26 protein-coding genes and 1 tRNA gene are annotated in these 17,616 nt (G+C 72.5%); 8 read left to right on the top strand and 19 right to left on the bottom strand.

Features of this window, described 5'->3' with window-relative positions:
• Positions 1-13 precede the first annotated feature (13 nt).
• Positions 14-439, bottom strand: coding sequence for a Fur family transcriptional regulator (locus JOD66_RS23530; RefSeq protein WP_204839232.1), 426 nt, complete (start codon positions 437-439; stop codon positions 14-16).
• Between the two features lie 88 nt (positions 440-527).
• Here JOD66_RS23530 and JOD66_RS23525 point away from each other — a divergent pair, with 88 nt between their 5' ends.
• On the top strand, positions 528-710 hold the full coding sequence (locus tag JOD66_RS23525; RefSeq protein WP_204839231.1) for a hypothetical protein: 183 nt from the start codon (positions 528-530) through the stop codon (positions 708-710).
• Here the strand turns inward: JOD66_RS23525 and JOD66_RS23520 are convergent.
• The 4 genes from JOD66_RS23520 to JOD66_RS23505 form a co-directional block, all read right to left on the bottom strand.
• Positions 696-1,193 carry a flavin reductase family protein gene (locus JOD66_RS23520; protein WP_204839230.1) on the bottom strand — a complete coding sequence of 166 codons (498 nt, stop codon included), beginning with the start codon at positions 1,191-1,193 and terminating at the stop codon, positions 696-698. The genes JOD66_RS23525 and JOD66_RS23520 overlap by 15 nt on opposite strands.
• 73 nt (positions 1,194-1,266) lie before the next feature.
• Positions 1,267-2,229 carry a collagen-like domain-containing protein gene (locus tag JOD66_RS29290; protein ID WP_275579843.1) on the bottom strand — a complete coding sequence of 321 codons (963 nt, stop codon included), beginning with the start codon at positions 2,227-2,229 and terminating at the stop codon, positions 1,267-1,269.
• A gap of 65 nt (positions 2,230-2,294) precedes the next feature.
• Positions 2,295-3,674, bottom strand: coding sequence for an NAD(P)/FAD-dependent oxidoreductase (locus JOD66_RS23510; protein ID WP_204839229.1), 1,380 nt, complete (start codon positions 3,672-3,674; stop codon positions 2,295-2,297).
• A gap of 18 nt (positions 3,675-3,692) precedes the next feature.
• On the bottom strand, positions 3,693-4,184 hold the full coding sequence (locus JOD66_RS23505) for a DUF1877 family protein (RefSeq protein ID WP_204839228.1): 492 nt from the start codon (positions 4,182-4,184) through the stop codon (positions 3,693-3,695).
• 137 nt (positions 4,185-4,321) lie between these two features.
• On the opposite strand from JOD66_RS23505, the gene JOD66_RS29285 reads away from it, so the two are divergent.
• A complete protein-coding gene (locus tag JOD66_RS29285; RefSeq protein ID WP_204839227.1) occupies positions 4,322-5,659 on the top strand; it encodes a calcium-binding protein in 1,338 nt (445 codons plus the stop codon).
• Between the two features lie 4 nt (positions 5,660-5,663).
• Here the strand turns inward: JOD66_RS29285 and JOD66_RS23495 are convergent, their stop codons facing one another.
• Positions 5,664-6,356, bottom strand: coding sequence for an SDR family oxidoreductase (locus JOD66_RS23495; protein ID WP_204839226.1), 693 nt, complete (start codon positions 6,354-6,356; stop codon positions 5,664-5,666).
• A gap of 1 nt (position 6,357) precedes the next feature.
• Complete coding sequence (locus tag JOD66_RS23490) at positions 6,358-7,524, bottom strand: thiolase family protein (protein WP_204839225.1); 1,167 nt, start codon at positions 7,522-7,524, stop codon at positions 6,358-6,360.
• A gap of 91 nt (positions 7,525-7,615) precedes the next feature.
• On the opposite strand from JOD66_RS23490, the gene JOD66_RS23485 reads away from it, so the two are divergent.
• From JOD66_RS23485 to JOD66_RS23470, 4 genes are all read left to right on the top strand, one after another.
• The gene (locus JOD66_RS23485; protein WP_204839224.1) at positions 7,616-8,053 is read left to right on the top strand and encodes a winged helix-turn-helix transcriptional regulator; all 438 of its coding nucleotides are present in this window, start codon (positions 7,616-7,618) and stop codon (positions 8,051-8,053) included.
• A 36-nt stretch (positions 8,054-8,089) separates the two neighbouring features.
• Complete coding sequence (locus JOD66_RS23480) at positions 8,090-8,695, top strand: sulfite oxidase-like oxidoreductase (RefSeq protein WP_204839223.1); 606 nt, start codon at positions 8,090-8,092, stop codon at positions 8,693-8,695.
• Positions 8,696-8,705: 10 nt separating this feature from the next.
• Positions 8,706-9,422: an FAD-binding oxidoreductase gene (locus JOD66_RS23475; RefSeq protein ID WP_307823682.1), complete on the top strand. Its 717-nt coding sequence runs from the start codon at positions 8,706-8,708 to the stop codon at positions 9,420-9,422.
• Positions 9,423-9,583: 161 nt separating this feature from the next.
• Positions 9,584-9,838 carry a hypothetical protein gene (locus JOD66_RS23470; RefSeq protein WP_204839222.1) on the top strand — a complete coding sequence of 85 codons (255 nt, stop codon included), beginning with the start codon at positions 9,584-9,586 and terminating at the stop codon, positions 9,836-9,838.
• Between the two features lie 14 nt (positions 9,839-9,852).
• On the opposite strand, the gene JOD66_RS23465 is transcribed toward JOD66_RS23470, so the two are convergent.
• Complete coding sequence (locus JOD66_RS23465) at positions 9,853-10,782, bottom strand: AraC family transcriptional regulator (protein WP_204839221.1); 930 nt, start codon at positions 10,780-10,782, stop codon at positions 9,853-9,855.
• Between the two features lie 113 nt (positions 10,783-10,895).
• On the opposite strand from JOD66_RS23465, the gene JOD66_RS23460 reads away from it, so the two are divergent.
• Both JOD66_RS23460 and JOD66_RS23455 read left to right on the top strand, forming a co-directional pair.
• Positions 10,896-11,636: an SDR family oxidoreductase gene (locus JOD66_RS23460; RefSeq protein ID WP_204839220.1), complete on the top strand. Its 741-nt coding sequence runs from the start codon at positions 10,896-10,898 to the stop codon at positions 11,634-11,636.
• A gap of 106 nt (positions 11,637-11,742) precedes the next feature.
• The gene (locus JOD66_RS23455; protein ID WP_204839219.1) at positions 11,743-12,936 is read left to right on the top strand and encodes a low temperature requirement protein A; all 1,194 of its coding nucleotides are present in this window, start codon (positions 11,743-11,745) and stop codon (positions 12,934-12,936) included.
• 49 nt (positions 12,937-12,985) lie between these two features.
• Here JOD66_RS23455 and JOD66_RS23450 read toward each other — a convergent pair whose 3' ends face one another.
• The 11 genes from JOD66_RS23450 to JOD66_RS23400 all read right to left on the bottom strand — a co-directional run bounded on the left by JOD66_RS23450 (position 12,986) and on the right by JOD66_RS23400 (position 17,516).
• Complete coding sequence (locus JOD66_RS23450; protein ID WP_204839218.1) at positions 12,986-13,333, bottom strand: VOC family protein; 348 nt, start codon at positions 13,331-13,333, stop codon at positions 12,986-12,988.
• A complete protein-coding gene (locus tag JOD66_RS23445) occupies positions 13,330-13,554 on the bottom strand; it encodes a hypothetical protein (protein WP_204839217.1) in 225 nt (74 codons plus the stop codon). The genes JOD66_RS23450 and JOD66_RS23445 overlap by 4 nt, the downstream gene beginning before the upstream one ends.
• On the bottom strand, positions 13,551-13,841 hold the full coding sequence (locus JOD66_RS23440; RefSeq protein WP_204839216.1) for a hypothetical protein: 291 nt from the start codon (positions 13,839-13,841) through the stop codon (positions 13,551-13,553). Before JOD66_RS23440 ends, JOD66_RS23445 begins: the two co-directional genes overlap by 4 nt.
• A gap of 111 nt (positions 13,842-13,952) precedes the next feature.
• Complete coding sequence (locus JOD66_RS28725; protein WP_204839215.1) at positions 13,953-14,075, bottom strand: helix-turn-helix transcriptional regulator; 123 nt, start codon at positions 14,073-14,075, stop codon at positions 13,953-13,955.
• Between the two features lie 191 nt (positions 14,076-14,266).
• Positions 14,267-14,339: transfer RNA gene (locus tag JOD66_RS23430), tRNA-Ala, on the bottom strand.
• A gap of 78 nt (positions 14,340-14,417) precedes the next feature.
• Positions 14,418-15,020, bottom strand: a complete 603-nt coding sequence (locus JOD66_RS23425) for a histidine phosphatase family protein (protein ID WP_204839214.1) — start codon at positions 15,018-15,020, stop codon at positions 14,418-14,420.
• Positions 15,017-15,415: a ribosome silencing factor gene (rsfS, locus tag JOD66_RS23420; protein ID WP_204839213.1), complete on the bottom strand. Its 399-nt coding sequence runs from the start codon at positions 15,413-15,415 to the stop codon at positions 15,017-15,019. The genes JOD66_RS23425 and rsfS overlap by 4 nt, the downstream gene beginning before the upstream one ends.
• The gene (nadD, locus tag JOD66_RS23415; RefSeq protein ID WP_307823681.1) at positions 15,412-16,041 is read right to left on the bottom strand and encodes a nicotinate-nucleotide adenylyltransferase; all 630 of its coding nucleotides are present in this window, start codon (positions 16,039-16,041) and stop codon (positions 15,412-15,414) included. Before nadD ends, rsfS begins: the two co-directional genes overlap by 4 nt.
• A gap of 25 nt (positions 16,042-16,066) precedes the next feature.
• Positions 16,067-16,231, bottom strand: a complete 165-nt coding sequence (locus tag JOD66_RS23410; RefSeq protein WP_204839211.1) for a hypothetical protein — start codon at positions 16,229-16,231, stop codon at positions 16,067-16,069.
• Positions 16,232-16,395: 164 nt separating this feature from the next.
• Positions 16,396-16,857 carry a VTT domain-containing protein gene (locus JOD66_RS23405; RefSeq protein WP_204839210.1) on the bottom strand — a complete coding sequence of 154 codons (462 nt, stop codon included), beginning with the start codon at positions 16,855-16,857 and terminating at the stop codon, positions 16,396-16,398.
• Positions 16,854-17,516: a CDP-alcohol phosphatidyltransferase family protein gene (locus tag JOD66_RS23400; RefSeq protein WP_204839209.1), complete on the bottom strand. Its 663-nt coding sequence runs from the start codon at positions 17,514-17,516 to the stop codon at positions 16,854-16,856. The genes JOD66_RS23405 and JOD66_RS23400 overlap by 4 nt, the downstream gene beginning before the upstream one ends.
• Between the last annotated feature and the right edge of the window lie 100 nt (positions 17,517-17,616).

The following is a 17,616-nucleotide window of genomic DNA, read 5'->3' as shown; positions in this document are numbered from 1 at the left end:
TTCCTTCCGGGACCTACTGGGGACGGGATGAGCATTCGGGGCACAGGCCCCAATAGATGACCTCGGCTTCGTCGATGACGAACCCGTGGGAGTCGGACGCGGTCAGGCACGGCACGTGGCCGACCGCGCAGTCCACGTCGGCGATCTCGCCGCAGGAGCGGCACACGACGTGGTGGTGGTTGTCGCCGGTGCGGGTCTCGTAGCGGGCGACGGACCCGGCGGGCTTGATGCTGCGCACCAGCCCGGCATGGGTCAGCGTGTGCAGCGAGTCGTAGACCGCCTGGTGGGAGACCTCCGGCAGCAGCGCGCGCGCCGCGGAGATGATGGACTCCGTGTCGGCATGCGGGTGGGCATGCACCGCCTGGAGGACGGCGAGCCGGGGTCGGGTGACCCGGAGCTCGACGTCCCGCAGCTGCTGCTGGAAGTCGGGCGCCGGCATGGGACCAGCATGCCACTTTTCTTGAACGAGTCAAGACTTCCGGACGCGTGTCGTGACTGCTCCACGAGAACCGGGGTACCGCCCGCCCATGGACATGTCACCCGCCTGGCTCATCCTCGCCGTGGCCGTCGCCGCGTTCATCGTGCTCGGCCTGCTCTGGGCCTTCGTCGCCGACCGCCGGCGCAACGAGGAGGTCGCGCACGACCCGGAGCGGATGGACCCGGAGCCCGGGCCGGACCCGCGCCACCCCCGCCGCTCAGGCGACGGCTGAGCGCAGCGCGGTCGGCACCCAGTACGCGCGGTCGTGGTGGACGAGCGGCGCGGCGGCCGGCCCGAGCGCCACCCGGTCGACCTCGAGCAGCACCAGCCAGGAGCCGCCCGCCGGGATCACGTGGCTCGGACGCCCCCGGAAGGTCGCCACGGCATCGGGCAGCACCAGCTCCCCGCCCTCCCGGACCCAGCCCTGTCGCGCCGTGAAGCGCTCGGCCTCCCGGTCGGCGTACGCCGCGGCGAGGTCGGCCTGGGTGGCGGCGAGCAGGAACACCGACAGCTCGCCGCTCCCGACCAGCCGCGGCCCCACCGTGCTGGTGCGGGCGAGCGAGAACGAGAGCAGCGGCGGGTCGGCGCTGACGGAGGCGACGCTCGACACCGTGGCGCCCACCGGCCCCGTGTCGGTCTCACCCACCACGAGGGCGACGCCGGCGGCGTGGCGGCGGAAGCCCGCCTTGAGCTGGTCGGAGAGCGATGCGGTCACGAGGGCAGGCTAGAACCTCAACTCGGCTCGAGGTCCAGGGGAGATGGCCGACGTCACACAACCAGGCCCCGGCTCAGCTGGTCGGCGCGCAGATGGCGTACACGCGCGTGTTGTTCGGCACTGTGAAGTAGATCCGGACCGCCCAGTACTGCGCCGTCGTCGCCCCGTTGGCCGCGGGAGTCCCGGCGGGGTCGGCCGCCGGGTAGGAGTCGGCGTTGAAGGTCTCCTGGGGATTGTCCGAGTAGTAGCCGCCGCCGATCGCCGACTTCCCGGGGCCGCAGTTGGCGGTGAGCGTCAGCCACGACGTCGGGGTCTGGGCGGTGTAGGTCTGCGCGACATAGCTGATCCCACTGATCGAGCCCGCGGGGCCGGTGGCGCCCGTGGCGCCCGTGGCGCCGGTCGGTCCGGTGGCGCCCGTGAATCCGGTGGCTCCGGTGGGTCCGGTCGCGCCGGTGGCCCCCGGTGCGCCGGCCGGCCCGGTGGCTCCGGTCGCGCCCACCGCACCGTCGGTGCCCGGCAGGCCGGCGGCACCCGTCGCACCCGTCGCACCGGTGGGTCCGGTGGGGCCCGCGGGCCCGATGCTCCCCGGGGCGCCGGTCGCGCCCACCGCGCCGTCGGTGCCCGGCAGGCCGGCGGCACCCGTCGCACCCGTCGCGCCGGTGGGTCCGGCCGGACCCGCCGGTCCGATGCCGCCGGTCGCACCGGTCGCACCGGTCGCACCGTCAGCCCCGGGCACGCCCTGGGGTCCCTGCGGACCCTGAGCGCCCGGCGCGCCCTGAGTCCCTGCGACGCCGGCCGGTCCCGCCGGCCCGGCCGCGCCCTTGCCCTTCGCGCCGCGCACCCAGCGGATGTGGCTCTCGCCCGGTCGGCACTCGGCGATCGTGCGGACGATCCTGATCTTGCCGGTCTCGACGCGGAAGCAGGCACTGATCACCCGGCGGTCCGACGTGGCAGCGCTGGCACTGCTCGCCGCTCCGACGGTGGTCATGGCGACGGCGGCGAGAGAGAGGGACGCGAGGGCGCGGGGGGTGGGCACGCCGCAACCCTAGGGGCAGGCGCGCCCGCCGGTGCGCCGATTCCCGAGATCGCCGTGCTCGCGGCCTACCGCCCGCTGATCCGGTCGGCGAGCGTCGCGACCCACGACGTACGCCGGGCGCCCCGGGCCTCGATCCGGTCGGCCAGCCCGTAGGCGCGGTACAGCCCGTGGATGCCCAGCCAGCGCAGCGGCTCCGGCTCCCACGACCGGGCCCGCTGGTCGACCCACGGCAGGGTGGTGCGCTCGGTCGGCTCCCCCGCGACCAGGTCGGCGAGGGTGCGACCGGCCAGGTTGGTGGCGGTGACCCCGGTGCCGACGTACCCGCCGGCCCAGCCCAGCCCGCTCGCGGCGTCGTACCCGACCGTGGCGCGCCAGTTGCGTGGGACGCCGAGGACGCCGCTCCAGGCGTGGGCGATGCCGACGTCCGCGACCTGGGGGAACCAGGAGCACAGCACGGCGCGCAGGTGCTGCACGGTGCGGTCCGGGATGTCACCGTCGAGGTCGGTCCGCGATCCGAAGCGGTAGGGGTTGCCGCGTCCGCCGATCGCGATCCGGCCGTCGGGGGTGCGCTGCGCGTAGGAGTAGACGTGGGCGAAGTCCTCGAGGGTGTCGTGGTGCGTCCACCCGATCTCCGCCCAGGCCGGGGCGGGCAGCGGGTCGGTGACGATCATCGAGGAGTTCATCGGCACCCAGGTGCGCCGCTCCCCCGCCAGCGCGGCCGTGAAGCCCTCGGTCGCCCGGATGACGTGCCGCGCCCGCACCGTGCCCCGGTCGGTCTCCACCCGACCGGCGGCGATCGCGTGGACGGTCGTGCCCTCGTGGATCCGCACGCCCCGCTCCCGCACCACCCGCGCCAGGCCGTCGGCGAGACGGGCCGGGTTGATCCGCGCGCAGTGCGGCTCCCAGATCGCGGCCTGCGTGCCCGCCACCCGGATCCGGGCGTCCGCCTCGGCCGCGGTCAGCAGCCGGGCACCCGTCTCGGGCCACCGCTCGGCGGTCCGCGCGGCCTGGCGCGCCCGGGTCGCCTGCGCGGCGTTGCGCGCGACCAGCAGGGTGCCGCCCCGGCGTACCTCGGCGTCGATGGCATGACGCCGCGCCACCCGGATCACCTCGTCGACCGCGTCGTTCATCGCCAGCTGGAAGCGGGCCACGTCGGCCCGCGGATGGGTGCGCGCGTAGCCGTCCAGCCCGCCGGTCACCGACGCCGATAGCCACCCGCCGTTGCGTCCGGACGCGCCGTAGCCGGCGAAGCGCTGCTCGACGACGCGTACGTCCAGGTCGGGGCGGAGCTCGGCGAGGTAGTACGCCGTCCACAGCCCGGTGTAGCCCGCGCCGACGACGACCACGTCGGCCTCGACGTCCCCCGGCAGCGGGTCGCGCGGCTCCGGCAGGCCGAGGCCGGCCCACCAGTACGAGACTCCACCCGTGCTGCGCGCGCCCCTCACGAACGAGAGCCTAGGCGGTCACAGGATGCTGACGACGAGATGGCTGCGCGCGGCCCGCGCCGCCCGATGGACGCCGAGCAGCAGCCCGAACGCCTCCGCCAGCTCGGCACCGAGCCGCTCGGGGTCCTCGGTCCAGATCGCCGGGTACACCTCGGCCGCCGCGAACGCCTCGAACCGCGTTGTCGCGAGCACGGCCCGCAGGTCGACCGCCTCCAACGCCGCGATGATGCCGGGCAGCTCGTCGTACTCCGTGCAGCCGACGTAGTCCTCGCCCTCGAAGACGTGCACCCCCACCACCGCCTCGCTCAGCGGATCGCCGTCGATCGGCGTGCTCGCCGACCTGCCGGTCAGCAGGAAGTGCAGGCCGTCCCACAGCTTGTCGAGGTACACCGTCGGCGCGTCCGCGGTCTCCAGCGCCTCGAGGGCGTCGGCGAGCTCGTCGGGCGGGAGCGTGACGAGGCGGTCGAGGGTGGGCTCGTCGACCTGGGTGTACGCCGCCTGGATGCCCATGCGGTGAGGCTAGCCGCCCGGATCCCCCACCGAGCTGGGAGACCCGGTCACCCCCGCACGCGGGATGGTGGCCGGCCGGCGCCCGCTCCGAGACTGGATCCGCAACGTGAGACCCACCGAGGAGCCGAGGAACGACCATGCATGCCCGAATCAGCCTGACCCTCGCCGCGATCGTCGCGGCGACCGTCGTCCCCCTCTCCACCGGGGGCGCCGGGGCCGCCGCCGCGGCCCGGCCCTCCTGCGGCGGCGTCCGCGCGACGATCGTGGGGACGCCGCGCGCCGACGTGATCCGCGGGACCCGCGGCCGGGACGTGATCGTCGGCCTGGGCGGCAACGACCGGATCCTCGGCCGCGGCGGCGCCGACCTGATCTGCGGCGGCGGCGGAGCCGACACGATCAGGTCGGGTACGTCGGGCAGGGCCCGCCTGTACGGCAACGGCGGCAATGACGACATCACGGCCAACGGCCGCGGGGACAAGGTCTCCGGCGGAGCCGGCAACGACGAGATGCGCACCGGCACCGCGCCCGGGGTGGTGGTCCGGGGCGACCTGGGCGACGACCGGGTGGTCACGGAGTCGGCGGGAGCGACCGTCTACGGCGGTGCGGGTCACGACGTACTCACCGCGAAGGCCGGCGGGGTCGCGCTGCTCGGCGAGGACGGCGACGACCAGCTGTTCGGCGCGGACGTCCCGGGCCGGGCGGACGGCGGCCCGGGCAACGACCTGATCGTGCTGGGGAGCGGCGACGATGTCCGCGTGCACGGCGGGCCGGGCAGTGACCGGCTGCTCGGTGGCGGCGGCGACGACCGGCTCGACGGCGACGACGGCGTCGACGAGTGTCAGGGCGGCCCGGGGACGGACACCTGTCACGGCGGCGCGCCCGGCGGGCCGGAGAACTCGCCGGACGACCCGGACGTCTGCGCGGCCGACGTGGAGGTCAAGATCTCCTGCCACAGCGAGGCGCTGCCGTCACGCTGGACGCTCGCCCTCGAGGGCACGTCGAACTACTCCAACGGCACCAACTACACCAGCGAGGTGTCGTGGGTGGTGAGCGTCGACGTGGAGCAGTACCTGCGCCAGGACGGCGTCAGCTGGTTCTTCACCGCGCCGACCGGCGTCACCGGCAGCTGGACCGGGACCGCGCAGAACGGCGAGTGCCGGATCGCCGGCTCCGGAGAGTTCGCCGACGGCGACCTCGGCGTCACCCTCGCGCTCGACGAGGTGAGCCACAAGTACACCTTCGAGTGGGGTGGTGTCGTCCTGCGCGAGCCGGGCCGGATCTCCTGCCCCTGGGGCGACTCCGACTACCAGCTGAGCACCCGGGCCGCCGACCGCGTGGCCTACGAGGAGTGGGACCCGGCCGACCTCACCGCTCCGCTGCAGGGCGGCAGGACGGTGCGGCCGGACGGGCCCGGCAGCGAGACCGTGGTGAGCTACACCTACCGGCTGGCGCCGACCCCGGAGCAGGCGCCCTGACCGGTCACCCCAGCTGGGGGTACAGCGCCTCGACGGGGCCGGCCAGGCCCGCCTTCACCCGGGCGCTGAGGTCGTCGGCGAGGATCTCGTAGGCGCCCGTCTCCACGCCGTCGTACGCCGAGCGCACGACGTCCGCGGGATCGAGCTTCGGCGCGTCCACCCCCTTGGTCATGGGGGTGTCGGCGTAGCCGAGATGCAGCCCGGCGACGTGGACGCCGGCCGGGGCGAGGGCGAGGCGCTGGGTGTTGGTGGCCTGCCAGAGCGCGGCCTTGCTCGCGCTGTAGGCATCACCCACCCCGAGCCAGCTCAGCACCGAGAGCACGTTGAGCACGGTGCCGCCCGAGGCCCGCAGCGCCGGCTCGAAGGCGCTGGTGACCGCGAGCGCGCCCCAGAAGTTCGTCTCGAACAGCTCGCGTGCGGCGGCCAGGTCCCCGAGCACGCTGGCGCCGTTGGCGGCACCCGCGTTGTTGACCAGCACCGTGACGTCGGCCGCCGTCTCGGCGGCGGCCGCGATCGAGCCGGCGGAGGTGACGTCGAGGACGAGCGGCACGATCCGGTCGTCGTCCCAGTCCCGCGGGCTCCGGGCGGCGGCGTACACCTTCGCGGCGCCGCGCTCGAGCGCCTGGTGGACGAAGTGCGTGCCGAGGCCGCCGTTGGCCCCGGTGACGAGGACGACGGCGCCGTCGATGGTCGGCATCTCAGATCCTCTCGATGATCGTGGCGTTGGCGAGGCCGCCGGCCTCGCACATGACCTGCAGGCCGTACCGGCCACCGCGCTGCTCGAGGACGTCGAGCAGGCTGGTCGCCAGCCGGGCGCCGGACGCGCCCAGCGGGTGACCGATGGCGAGGGCGCCGCCGTTGACGTTCACCTTGTCGAGGTCGGCGCCGGTCTCGGCCTGCCAGGCGAGGACGACCGAGGCGAACGCCTCGTTCACCTCGAACGCGTCGATGTCGTCCAGCGCGAGGCCGGCCCGGTCGAGCACCTTCCTGGTCGCCGGGATGATGCCGGTCAGCATCAGGATCGGGTCGTCCCCGACGACGGCGAACGAGTGCACCCGGGCGCGCGGCCTCAGCCCCAGGCGTGCGGCCGCCTCCTCGCTCGTGACGAGCACCGCGGCCGAGCCGTCGTTGACCGGGGAGCTGTTGCCCGCCGTCACCCGCCAGTCGATCGTCGGGTACGCCGCCGCCCACTCGTCGCTGCGGAACGCGGGCCGCAGGCCGGCGAGGGGCTCCAGCGAGGTTCCCGGGCGCACGGTCTCGTCGGTGCGCAGGTCGTTGACGTAGGCGACCTGGCCGTCGAGCAGCCCGTCCTTCCAGGCGCGGGCGGCCCGCTCGTGGGACATCGCGGAGTACTCGTCGAGCTGCGCCCGCGACAGATCCCACTTCTGCGCGATCAGCTCGGCGCTGATGCCCTGGGGCACCAGCCCACCGCCGTACCGGGCGCCGACCTGGGGGCCGGCGAAGTCCTTGCCCTGGAACTGCGAGCCGATCGGGATCCGGCTCATCGACTCGACGCCGGAGGCGACCGCGACGTCGTACGCGCCGGCGATGACGCCCTGCGCCGCGAAGTGCAGGGCCTGCTGGCTGCTGCCGCACTGGCGGTCCACGGTCACGCCGGGGACGCTCTCGGGGTAGCCGGCGGCGAGCAGCGCCCACCGGGCGGTGTTGCCGGACTGCTCACCGACCTGTCCGACGGCGCCGCTGATGACGTCGTCGATGCTCGCCGGGTCGATGCCGGTGCGCTCGACGATCGCCCGCAGCGCGATCGCGTGGAGGTCGACGGGGTGGACGTCGGCGTACGCGCCTCCTGGCTTGCCCTTGGCCAGCGGGGTGCGGACGGCGTCGACGATGACGGCTGCGGTCATGACCTGCTCCTCTGTCAGTTGGATTTTCGAACTGACCCCATGGTGACCGGGTAGGTTTGAAAACACAACCGTCTTCGCCGAGGATGTGACCATGCCGACAGCACCCGCCGACCGGTCCCCCCGGGACTGCACGATCGCCGACGCCCTCGAGGTCGTCGGCGACCGGTGGAGCCTGCTCGTCGTCCGCGAGCTGTTCTACGCCCAGCGCCGCTTCACCGAGATCGCGCGCAACACCGGCGCCCCGCGCGACATCCTCACCACCCGCCTGCGGAAGCTGGTCGAGCACGGCGTGATCGCGCGGGAGCAGTACAGCGAGCGCCCGCCGCGCTACGAGTACCGGCTCACCGAGATGGGCCGGGCCCTGTCGCCCGTGCTGCTGACGCTGAAGCAGTGGGGCCACGAGCACGTCCGCGGTGGCGAGGACCCGGTGCGCTTCGAGCACGCCTGCGGACAGGAGTTCGTGGCCGAGCTCCGCTGCGCGGCATGCGGGGACGGGCTCCACGAGGGCACGCTGACCCTCGAGTCGTAGGCTCCTCCCACCGCCACCTTGTCCAGAGGAGCAGACATGCCCGTCACGCGTGGATTCCTCGGTCGCCGGCGCGGTCACGAGGGACGACTGCCACCCGGCCAGTACGACACCGGCTCCGGCTGGCCCGTGCTGACCGCCGAGGCGACCCCCGACATCGACACCGCACGCTGGTCGCTGACCGTGGACGGGCTGGTCGAGCGGCCCACGACCTGGAGCTGGGAGGAGATCCACCGGCTGCCCACGTCGGCGTACTCCGGCGACATCCACTGCGTGACCACGTGGTCGAAGTTCGACGTCTCCTTCCGCGGGGTGAGCGTCGACGAGCTGCTCGCCGCCGCCGGGCCCCTGCCGGACGCGGCGTACGTCATGGCGCACTCGAGCACCGGCTACACGACGAACCTCCCGCTCAGCGACCTGGTGGACGGCAAGGCCTGGGTGGTCTGGGACTACGACGGCAAGCCGCTGCCGCGACAGCACGGCGGCCCGGCCCGGCTGCTGGTGCCGCACCTGTACTTCTGGAAGTCGGCGAAGTGGGTCTCCCGGCTGGAGCTCATGGCCGAGGACCGGCCCGGCTTCTGGGAGCAGAACGGCTACCACGACCGCGGCGACCCGTGGCTCGAGCAGCGCTACCAGGGCGACTGAGGAGCTGAGCGTGAGCGGATCGATCGACGACGTGCGCGCCCTCGAGACCACCTGGACGACCGGGCGGATCATCGAGAAGGAGCTCCCGACCCCCTCGACGGTGCGGCTGCGGATGCACGTCGAGGACCGGCACCGCCACCGGCCCGGGCAGCACTACCTGATCCGGCTCCGGGCACCCGACGACTACACCGCCCAGCGCTCCTACTCGATCGCCTCCGACGAGGACGACCCCCTGGTCGAGTTCCTGGTCGAGCGGCTCCCCGACGGCGAGGTCTCGGAGTTCCTGTCCGATGTCGCCGAGGTCGGCGACGTGCTGGAGATGCGCGGCCCGATCGGGCGCTGGTTCACCTGGGACACCACGACGCCGGCCCTGTGCCTGGTCGGCGGCACCGGCGTGGTCCCCGCCGTCGCCATGGCCCGCACCGCTCGCCGACTCGACCGCGGCTCGCTGCTGCGGGTGGTCGCGACCGCGCGCTCCCCGAGGGAGCTGCCCTACGCCGAGGAGCTCGCCCGGGCCGGTGCGACGCTCGCCTGGACCCGCACCGACACCGACCAGCGACCGGCGGGCCCGCCCACCGCCGACGAGCTCGCCCCGCTGCTCGTCGGCGCCGAGGTCGTGTTCGTCTGCGGCTCGGCCCGCTTCGCGGCGTACGCCGAGGACCTGCTGCTCGGCTGTGGCGTCGCGCCCGGCGCGATCCGCGTGGAGCGCTTCGGCCCCACCGGCTGAGCGAGGCCTCGATCCGTCGGCGAACGCCGCGGGCGCTTTGCTCTGGGTATCGAGGGGCGCACCGTCAGTAGTACCCCGAGGGAACGCACAGTCCACTCTGCTCCGACGGGCACACCCCGGCTCCCTGGCACCGAACCGGCCAACCATCGAAGGTGACCACGGTGAGCAACCGCCTCTACGTTCACGTCCCCATCCGGCTCCTGATCGACCACGACGACGTCTCCGAGATCCGCGCCGGCGCCTTCGCCACCAAGCAGGAGGCCCAGCAGGTGCTCGAGCACTGGCGAGCCGAGGGTCACACCAGCCCGATGGGCATCCGCAGCCTGCCGATCTGGGGCACCGCGGCCGAGTGGATCGCCGCCGGCGCCATCCCGGCCAGCGGCGTACCCGACGACATGGTGCAGCCGGTCGGCTAGGGCCACCGCCGCGCTCAGCCGGCGGCGGGCCGGAGCTCGGTCGACGTGGGAGCCGATCTGCGCGCATAGCGACGCGGGGACTCGCCGGTGTACCTGGTGAAGGCGGTGCTGAAGGCGCTGGCCGAGCCGTATCCGACCCGGCGCCCCACCTCGGCCATCCCCAGGTCGTCGTGACGGAGCAGGTCGCGCGCCACCGCCATCCGCCACGCCATCAGGTACTCCATGGGCGGCACGCCGACCTGACGGGTGAACCGGTCGAAGAAGGCCGAGCGCGACAGCATCGCGACCTCGCTCAGCTGCGAGACCGTCCAGGCGCGGTCGACGTGCTCGTGCATCTGCTGGAGGGCCGGCGCGAGCCTGCGGTCCGCCAGTCCACGGAGCAGCCCCGGCGGCGTTCGCGGGGTGACGCTGGTCCGAAGCGCCTCGACGAGGAGGACCTCGACCAGGCGTTTGAGCACCAGCTCCCGGCCCGGCCTGTCCGCGAGCGCCTCGTCCGCCACGAGGGAGACCAGCGGCGCGAAGTGCTCGATCCCCCGCACGTGCACCACCGACGGCAGCAAGGAGCTCAACAGGGTCGCGTCCGGCGAGTCGAAGACGAAGCTCCCGCCGAGGATCCGCACCTCCGGATCCTGACCCTCGGTGTAGTCGGCGTCCAGGTCGTCAGCGGTCATCAGCCGGGGATCCCACGAGACGGGATCGACCTCGCGAAAGCCCGTGAGCTCGAACGCCGGGGTGGTCGGCAGCAGCACGAAGTCGCCCTGCTCGAGGACGATCTCCTCCTCGTGCTCGACCGCCAGCCGGCAGGAGCCCTCCAGCACGACACAGAACCCGGGCTGGCCGAACGCCCGGTAGCGGACCCCCCACGCGCCGGCCCCGGCGATGCGCTTGGAGAGCACGTCGCGCGGGCGGAGCAGCTGCACGACTTCGGAGAGCGGGTCACTCATCGCGGGCCTCCTGACGGCTCACGGGGTCCTTCGGCCGAGATCTGGACTCTCGATAAAGAAGTACGGACTAGCAACTATAGATAGTCCTGAACTCGCTGCCTAGTGTCGTGGCCATGGAAACCATCCTGATCACCGGAGCCTCCTCCGGCTACGGCCTCGAGACCGCCCGCCACTTCCACGCGCAGGGATGGCGGGTCATCGCGACCATGCGCACCCCGCGCGAGGACGTCCTGCCCGCATCTGACCGCATCATCGTCCTCCCCCTCGACGTGACCGACCCCGACAGCATCGCCGCGGCCTTCGACGCGGCCGGACCCATCGACGTCCTGGTCAACAACGCGGGCATCGGAGGGATCGGGATCGTCGAGGCGACCTCCGTCGAGAAGGCCCGCGAGCTGTTCGAGACGAACACCTTCGGGGTGATGGCGACCACGAAGGCCGTGATCCCGCAGTTCCGCGAGCGCGGTTCGGGTGTCGTGGTCAACGTCACCTCCAGCGTGGTCCTGGCCGACATGCCGCTCACCGCGATGTACCGGGCCAGCAAGATGGCCACGGAGGGCTTCACCGCGTCCTTGGCCCTGGAGCTGGCGTACGTCGGCGTCCGCGCCAAGATCGTGCAGCCCGGCTACTGCCCCACGACCCGGTTCACGGCGAACGGCGGCGACGTCAGCGAGCTGATCCCACCGGCGTACGCCGGCTTCGCCGGCCCGGTCCTGGAGTCGTTCAGCGCGCAGGACGACGTCACAACGCCCCTCGACGTGGCCGAGGCGATCTGGCGCGCGGTGCACGACACCACCGGCACGCTGCACTTCCCGGCCGGCCCCGACGCCGTCGCGCTCGCACAGGCTCGCTGACCGGTCCCCCCTCGTCGACCTGCTCAGCACAAGGAAGGGACGCGTGATGTCGGCGCACAGCCAGCACGTCGGACGGCAGCATCTGCCACGACTCGGCCGTGGCCGGGTGAAGAGCAACGAGGTTCCGCTGAACCCGGTCGACGCGGGCGTGGCACCCCTCGAGCTCTACTTCGACCTCGTCTTCGTCTTCGCCATCACCCAGATCACCGTCGTGATGGCCCACGACCTGGGGGCCGAGTCGATCCTGCGGGGCGCCCTTCTCCTCGGCCTGATCTGGTCCGGCTGGGCCGGATACGCGTGGCTCGGCAATCTGGCCGTGGCTCACGCGAGCACGATGCGCAACCTGGTGCTCACGGCGATGGCGGCGATCTTCGTCCTGGCCCTGTCGATCCCCGAGGCCTTCCATGACGCCCGCCACGGACTCGACGGCCCGTGGGTCGTCGCGAGCTGCTATCTGGTCTTCCGGACGCTGCACCTGTGGATGTACTGGAGGCTCAGCGCATCCGATCCGCCCATGCGGTCGCAGTTGACCCGCTTCGCGCCCGCCGTACTGTGCGGGACCGCCCTGATGTTCTGCGCAGCGGCCACGCACGGCGCCGTCCAGACCTGGCTGTGGGTGGCTGCCCTGGCCGCGGACTTCGTGGGCATCGCCGTCGGAGGCGCTCGGGGGTGGCGGCTGCGTTCGACGTCGCACTTCAGCGAGAGGCACGGCCAGATCCTCATCATCGCCCTGGGGGAATCCATCCTGGCCATCGGCGTGGCCGTCCGAGGCGACGCGATCAGCTGGCCCATCATCGCGACCGCGGTCCTCGGACTCCTGGTGGCCACCGCACTGTGGTGGATCTACTTCGATGTCACCGCGACACAGGCCGAGCACCGCCTCCGCGACGAGCCGGCCGACACCCGCGCCAGACTGGCGGGCAACGCCTACTCGCTGCTCCATCTGCCGATGGTGCTGGGAATCGTCCTGACCGCCCTCGGGCTGAAGAAGGTGGTCCAGTACGCCGGCGCCGATGAGCACCACACACTGCGGGACCCGCTGGAGGGGTTCATCCTGCTCGCGCTGCTCGGCGGCATCATCCTGTACCTCCTGGCCCACGCCGCGTTCCGGACCGTGCTGGGCCTCGGCGTCTATCGCGGTCGCCTCCTGGCCGTGGCGGCCCTGGCTCTGCTGTGGCTCCTCGGACCGCACCTTCCCGGCCACACGATGCTGATCCTGGTCGCCGCGACCATGGCGAGCGTCATCATCGAGGAGAGCGTCACCCACGCCGGCCAGAGGAGTCTTCTCGCGGCATCCTGACCGCGGCTCGTCCGACGAGCTGGATCCCCTGGCGAGAGCCTCCTTCGGATCAGTGCGCGCCGGACACGCAGAACTCGTTGCCGTCGGGGTCGCTCAGCGTCACCCACCGGAAGCCCGGCAGCTCCCTGTCGCCGACGTGTCCCGCGCCCGCCGCCCGCAGCTCCGCGACCGCCGCGTCGAGGTCCTCGGCGACGAAGTCGACGTGCATCCGGTTCTTGCCCGGCGTCGGCTCGTCGACCCTCTGGAAGCCGAGCCGCGGCCCACTGGGGAGCGCGACGACGACGAACCAGCCCTCGTTCTCCTCGAGGACCCGGCCGCCCGTGCGGGCCGCCCACCAGCGGCCGAGGGCGAGGGCGTCGGTCGTGTCGACGGTGATCATCGCGGGGGTGAGGGTCATTCGCCGACCGTAGCGGCGAGCTCCGACACCTCAGATCTCGAAGAGGCGGAGGGCGACAGATGTTCCTTACCACTGTCGTCTCGTACCAGCAGAACGGGGGTCGTGACGAACGAGGGACCCTGGGCGCCGCCGGCGACGAGGTAGCCCTCCGCTTCCTCGAGCGCGAAGAAGGTCTCGGCGACCTCGACCTGGAGAGCCGTCAGGCGCTCGGCTCCGGTCACGAGGCCACCTGCTCGGCGCCATGGCGGGTCACGACGGACTCCCACGCCTGCCGGACCGTTGCCGATAGCACGAGCTCGTCCCACAGGTCGACCAACAAGGCCCCGTCGACGTAGGCAAGGACATCGTCCGGCCCTCCCTCACGCAGGACCAGTTCGTAGACCCGAGCGCGCTGGCGGCGGTTGCGTAGGTCGTAGCGCCGGCCTCGGTCGGACCAGTTCAGATGCAGCGGGAGCTCCACCGTCGCGACCGCCTGCTCCAACGGCAGTCGCGGCAGGCGCGTGGGCACCGAGAGGGGTCGGCCGCGCTCCCCTGCTACTTCCCGGAACTCAACGGCCGGCACCGCGGCCAGCTCGAAGCCTGCCGCGGCGAGGATCCGCTCTGCGGTGTCGAGGCTGGGTCACTTCCGCCCGTTCTCGTACGCCGACAGCGTCGGACGGGACGTGCCCGAGCGTGTCGCGAGCGCAGCCTGCGTCAGCCCCGCCGCCCGGCGGGCTGTTTCGAAGAGGGTGTGCGCGGCCACGTCCCCACGGTATCCGATCGAATACCTAGCCGACGCTCCGTTCGCTGGTGCGGCCGAGCCGTCGGGGCCTCAGAGTCCGACGTCACGGCTGGCGCTGGCACCTAGAGGGCTCGGAACTCCAGCACCGGCGAAAACGACAAAGTCCGCAGTTCAGAGACAGTTTGCGTCTCAGCCCTGCGGACTTCTACCGGTGGAGGTGAGGGGACTCGAACCCCTGACCCCCTGCATGCCATGCAGGTGCGCTACCAGCTGCGCCACACCCCCGGGGTCATCGCTCCACCCGAAGGCGGGGCAACGACGGAAATACTAGCCACACCCTCCAGCCAAGGTGAAATCGGGGGGTCACCCGTTGTACGACGCGAGCGCCCACCGCCCGGTGGTGCGCTGCTCGAGGACGACCCGGGCGCAGTTGCCGAGGGCGCGCAGGTCGCGAGCGAGCTCGAAGGGCCAGCCGAGGAAGGTGACCAGGCCGGAGCGGGTGGCGGCGCCGTGGGAGACGGCGACGCCGGTCTCGCCGGGGGCGAGGGCGGTGGCGAGGTCGGTGACGGCGGCGGCGTAGCGGGCGGCGACCTCGCGGGGGGTCTCGGCGCCGGGGATGGCGTCCCAGTCGCCGCGCTGGAAGCGGGCGAAGGCGGCGGGGTCGCGGGCGTCGAGCTCGGCGTGGGTGAGACCCTGGTAGTCGCCGAGGCGGAACTCGCGCAGCCGCTCGTCGTACGTCGGCACCAGCCCGGCCTCCTTCGCGATCGTGTCGGCGGTCTGCCGGGCGCGGGCCAGGTCGCTGGACCAGATCAGGGTCGGCTCGAGGGCCGCGATGACGGGGGCGACGGCCTCGGCCTGGGCGCGGCCGGTGGCGTCGAGCTCGACGTCGAGCTGGCCCTGGATCCGGCGCTCGGCGTTCCAGGCTGTTTGGCCGTGCCGGACCAGGACCAGGCGACGACCGGTCACTCGGCGACCGGGGGCGCCGGCGGCACCGGGCCGTGGATCTCGGCGGGGAGCTCGATGGTGGGGCAGTCGCGCCAGAGCCGCTCGAGGGCGTAGAACTCGCGCTCCTCGGAGTGCTGGACGTGGATCACGACGTCGCCGTAGTCGAGCAGCACCCAGCGGCCGTCGCGGTGTCCCTCGCGGCGGATCGGCTTGGCCTCGAGCTCGCGGAGCTTGTCCTCGATCTCCTCCACGATGGCGCGGACCTGGCGGTCGTTGGCGCCGCTGGCGAGCAGGAAGGCGTCGGTGATGGCGAGCTGCTCGCTGACGTCGAAGGCCAGCTGATCGGTCGCGAGCTTGTCGGCGGCGGCGAGCGCCGCGGCCTGGACGAGTCGGACGGCGTGGTCGGTGGCGGTCATGGGCTTTCCGTTCCGGATGCGGCCGCGTAGAGGCCGTGCTTGGTGATGTACTGGACGACGCCGTCGGGGACGAGGTACCAGACCGGCTGGCCGGCACGCTGTCGCTCACGGCAGTCGGTGGACGAGATCGCCAGCGCGGGGATCTCGACCATGGTGACCCGGTCGTGCGGGATCCGGGCCAGGGTGGCCGGGTCCATCTCGGAGCCGGGCCGGGTGCAGCCGACGAAGTGCGCCAGCGCGAACAGCTCGTCGGCGTCGCGCCAGCTGAAGATGTCGGTGAGCGCGTCGGCGCCGGTGATGAAGTACAGGTCGGCGTCGGGCCGCTCGGCGCGCAGGTCGCGCAGCGTGTCGCCCGTGTACGTCGGCCCGGCCCGGTCGATGTCGACCCGGCTGACCGTGAACCGCGGGTTGGCGGCGGTCGCGATGACCGTCATCAGGTAGCGGTGCTCGGCCGGCGCGACCTGCCGGTCGGCCTTCTGCCAGGGCTGCCCCGTGGGCACGAAGACGACCTCGTCGAGGCCGAACCAGCCCTGGACCTCGGAGGCGGCGACGAGGTGTCCGTGGTGGATGGGGTCGAAGGTGCCGCCCATCACCCCGATCCGGGTGCGGCGCGGCGCGTCCGTCACCAGGCCACCACTGTCTCGACCTGCCTCAGCTGTGGTCGCGGCCGCCGCCGAACCAGACCAGGCCGACGAGCAGGAAGAGGAGGAAGGCCAGCACGCCGGCACCGATGAACCACGGGTTCACGGCGGGCTCGCCGTGCTCCTCCGCGGCGCGGGCGACGACGAGGGCGGCCTGGCTGATCTGGCTGAGCATGGCGGCATCGTATCCAACCACCGCCGAACCCCGACATGCGGCGCGTGAATCGCCGCGCCGCCCGCCGTTTCTGCACGGAGGAGCGAGCGAGGAACGAGCGAGCGGGGGAGGAAGAAACGGCGTTGGCAGGCGGCGCGGCATGCGAGCGCAGCGAGCCAGACGAATCAGTGGAACGCGAAGTCGACACCCAGGAAGAGCAGCGTGAACCGGAGGCTGCGGCCGAGGAAGACGGTCGGGACGAACACCCACATCGGCATCTTCAGCAGCCCGCCGACGGCCGCCATCGCGAGCAGCGGCGGCACCCCGGCCGATGCGGCGATGAACATGATCCCGGCGGCGTACCAGGGCCGGCCCTGCATCCGGGCCACCCACTTCTCGTAGGACGCCTTGATCTTGGGGCTCGAGAGCTTCTTCTGGGCCCAGGCCGACTCGGCGCCGCGCCGCGCGAGCTCGTACCAGACGATCTTTCCGATGGTCGCGCCCGCGCCGGCCGCGACGCCGAGGGAGATCGCGGTGGCGACGCCGGGCCGGGCTGCTCCGGCGCCGAGGATGTAGACCTCGATGGGCAGGAACGGGAGGAGGGCGGACGCGATGCTGAAGGCGAACGTCGTCAGCCACAGGATCATGCCGCCGGCGCCCCTTCGGGGCTGGCCTCGCGCGTCGGCACCGGTACGCCGAGCTGGAGCAGCCAGCGCAGCGACACGCACTTGAGCACGAGCAGGCCGACGGCGATGATCGTGCCGAGCCACACCCAGCCGCTGACCAGCAGGATCACCGCGAAGGCGCCGGAGTTGGCGCCCTTGCCGATGCGCGACCAGTTCCACAGGTAGATCCGGCGGTCGACGACGTGGAAGTAGTTGGGGCTGCGGATCGGCCAGGCGAGGAAGGCGAGCGAGAGGTACATGTCGATGACCATGAACTCGAAGAGGTAGATCGCGATCGGGATCCCGATCCACTTCATCGGCTCGTCGCTGATCCAGCCGCCGGGCTGCAGCCACACGAGCCCGACGTACAGCGCGCCGCAGCTGAGGCGGTCGCACATCATGTCGACGACCGCCCCCATCCGGGTCTCGCAGTCGCGCCACCGGGCCCACTCGCCGTCGATGCTGTCGCCGACCCAGTAGGTGACCAGGCCGATGACGATCCAGGTCAGGCTCTGGTCGTACGCCGCCCAGACCGCGATCGCGAGCGTGATGATGGTGCGGACGAAGGTGATGATCGTGGCTCCGGTGAAGAGTCGCTCGACCGAGGGGTCGGCGTAGATCCGGTCCGGGGAGCCTGCCATGTCGCGAAACCTACCCGGTCGCACGCACTGTCCGGACGCCAGACCCCCCGGAGTACCAGGGATTCACCGGCCGGCCACCCACCGCTCCTACCCTCGCCAC

This window comes from Nocardioides nitrophenolicus, assembly GCF_016907515.1.
Taxonomy (GTDB): Bacteria; Actinomycetota; Actinomycetes; order Propionibacteriales; family Nocardioidaceae; genus Nocardioides; species Nocardioides nitrophenolicus.
The sequence above is the reverse complement of the archived record's forward strand: the minus strand, read 5'-3'. Positions and strand labels throughout refer to the sequence as shown.

Bases quoted from the DNA above. Each gene is read 5' to 3' on its own strand.
- JOD66_RS23410 (WP_204839211.1), bottom strand. From the start codon at position 16,231: ATGCTCAGCCAGATCAGCCAGGCCGCCCTCGTCGTCGCCCGCGCCGCG.
- JOD66_RS23480 (WP_204839223.1), top strand. From the start codon at position 8,090: ATGCCCGTCACGCGTGGATTCCTCGGTCGCCGGCGCGGTCACGAGGGA.
- JOD66_RS23450 (WP_204839218.1), bottom strand. From the start codon at position 13,333: ATGACCCTCACCCCCGCGATGATCACCGTCGACACGACCGACGCCCTC.
- JOD66_RS23465 (WP_204839221.1), bottom strand. From the start codon at position 10,782: ATGAGTGACCCGCTCTCCGAAGTCGTGCAGCTGCTCCGCCCGCGCGAC.
- JOD66_RS23505 (WP_204839228.1), bottom strand. From the start codon at position 4,184: ATGGGCATCCAGGCGGCGTACACCCAGGTCGACGAGCCCACCCTCGAC.
- JOD66_RS23495 (WP_204839226.1), bottom strand. From the start codon at position 6,356: ATGCCGACCATCGACGGCGCCGTCGTCCTCGTCACCGGGGCCAACGGC.
- JOD66_RS23490 (WP_204839225.1), bottom strand. From the start codon at position 7,524: ATGACCGCAGCCGTCATCGTCGACGCCGTCCGCACCCCGCTGGCCAAG.
- JOD66_RS23460 (WP_204839220.1), top strand. From the start codon at position 10,896: ATGGAAACCATCCTGATCACCGGAGCCTCCTCCGGCTACGGCCTCGAG.
- JOD66_RS23405 (WP_204839210.1), bottom strand. From the start codon at position 16,857: ATGATCCTGTGGCTGACGACGTTCGCCTTCAGCATCGCGTCCGCCCTC.
- JOD66_RS23485 (WP_204839224.1), top strand. From the start codon at position 7,616: ATGCCGACAGCACCCGCCGACCGGTCCCCCCGGGACTGCACGATCGCC.
- JOD66_RS23400 (WP_204839209.1), bottom strand. From the start codon at position 17,516: ATGGCAGGCTCCCCGGACCGGATCTACGCCGACCCCTCGGTCGAGCGA.
- rsfS (WP_204839213.1), bottom strand. From the start codon at position 15,415: ATGACCGCCACCGACCACGCCGTCCGACTCGTCCAGGCCGCGGCGCTC.
- JOD66_RS23525 (WP_204839231.1), top strand. From the start codon at position 528: ATGGACATGTCACCCGCCTGGCTCATCCTCGCCGTGGCCGTCGCCGCG.
- JOD66_RS29285 (WP_204839227.1), top strand. From the start codon at position 4,322: ATGCATGCCCGAATCAGCCTGACCCTCGCCGCGATCGTCGCGGCGACC.
- JOD66_RS23530 (WP_204839232.1), bottom strand. From the start codon at position 439: ATGCCGGCGCCCGACTTCCAGCAGCAGCTGCGGGACGTCGAGCTCCGG.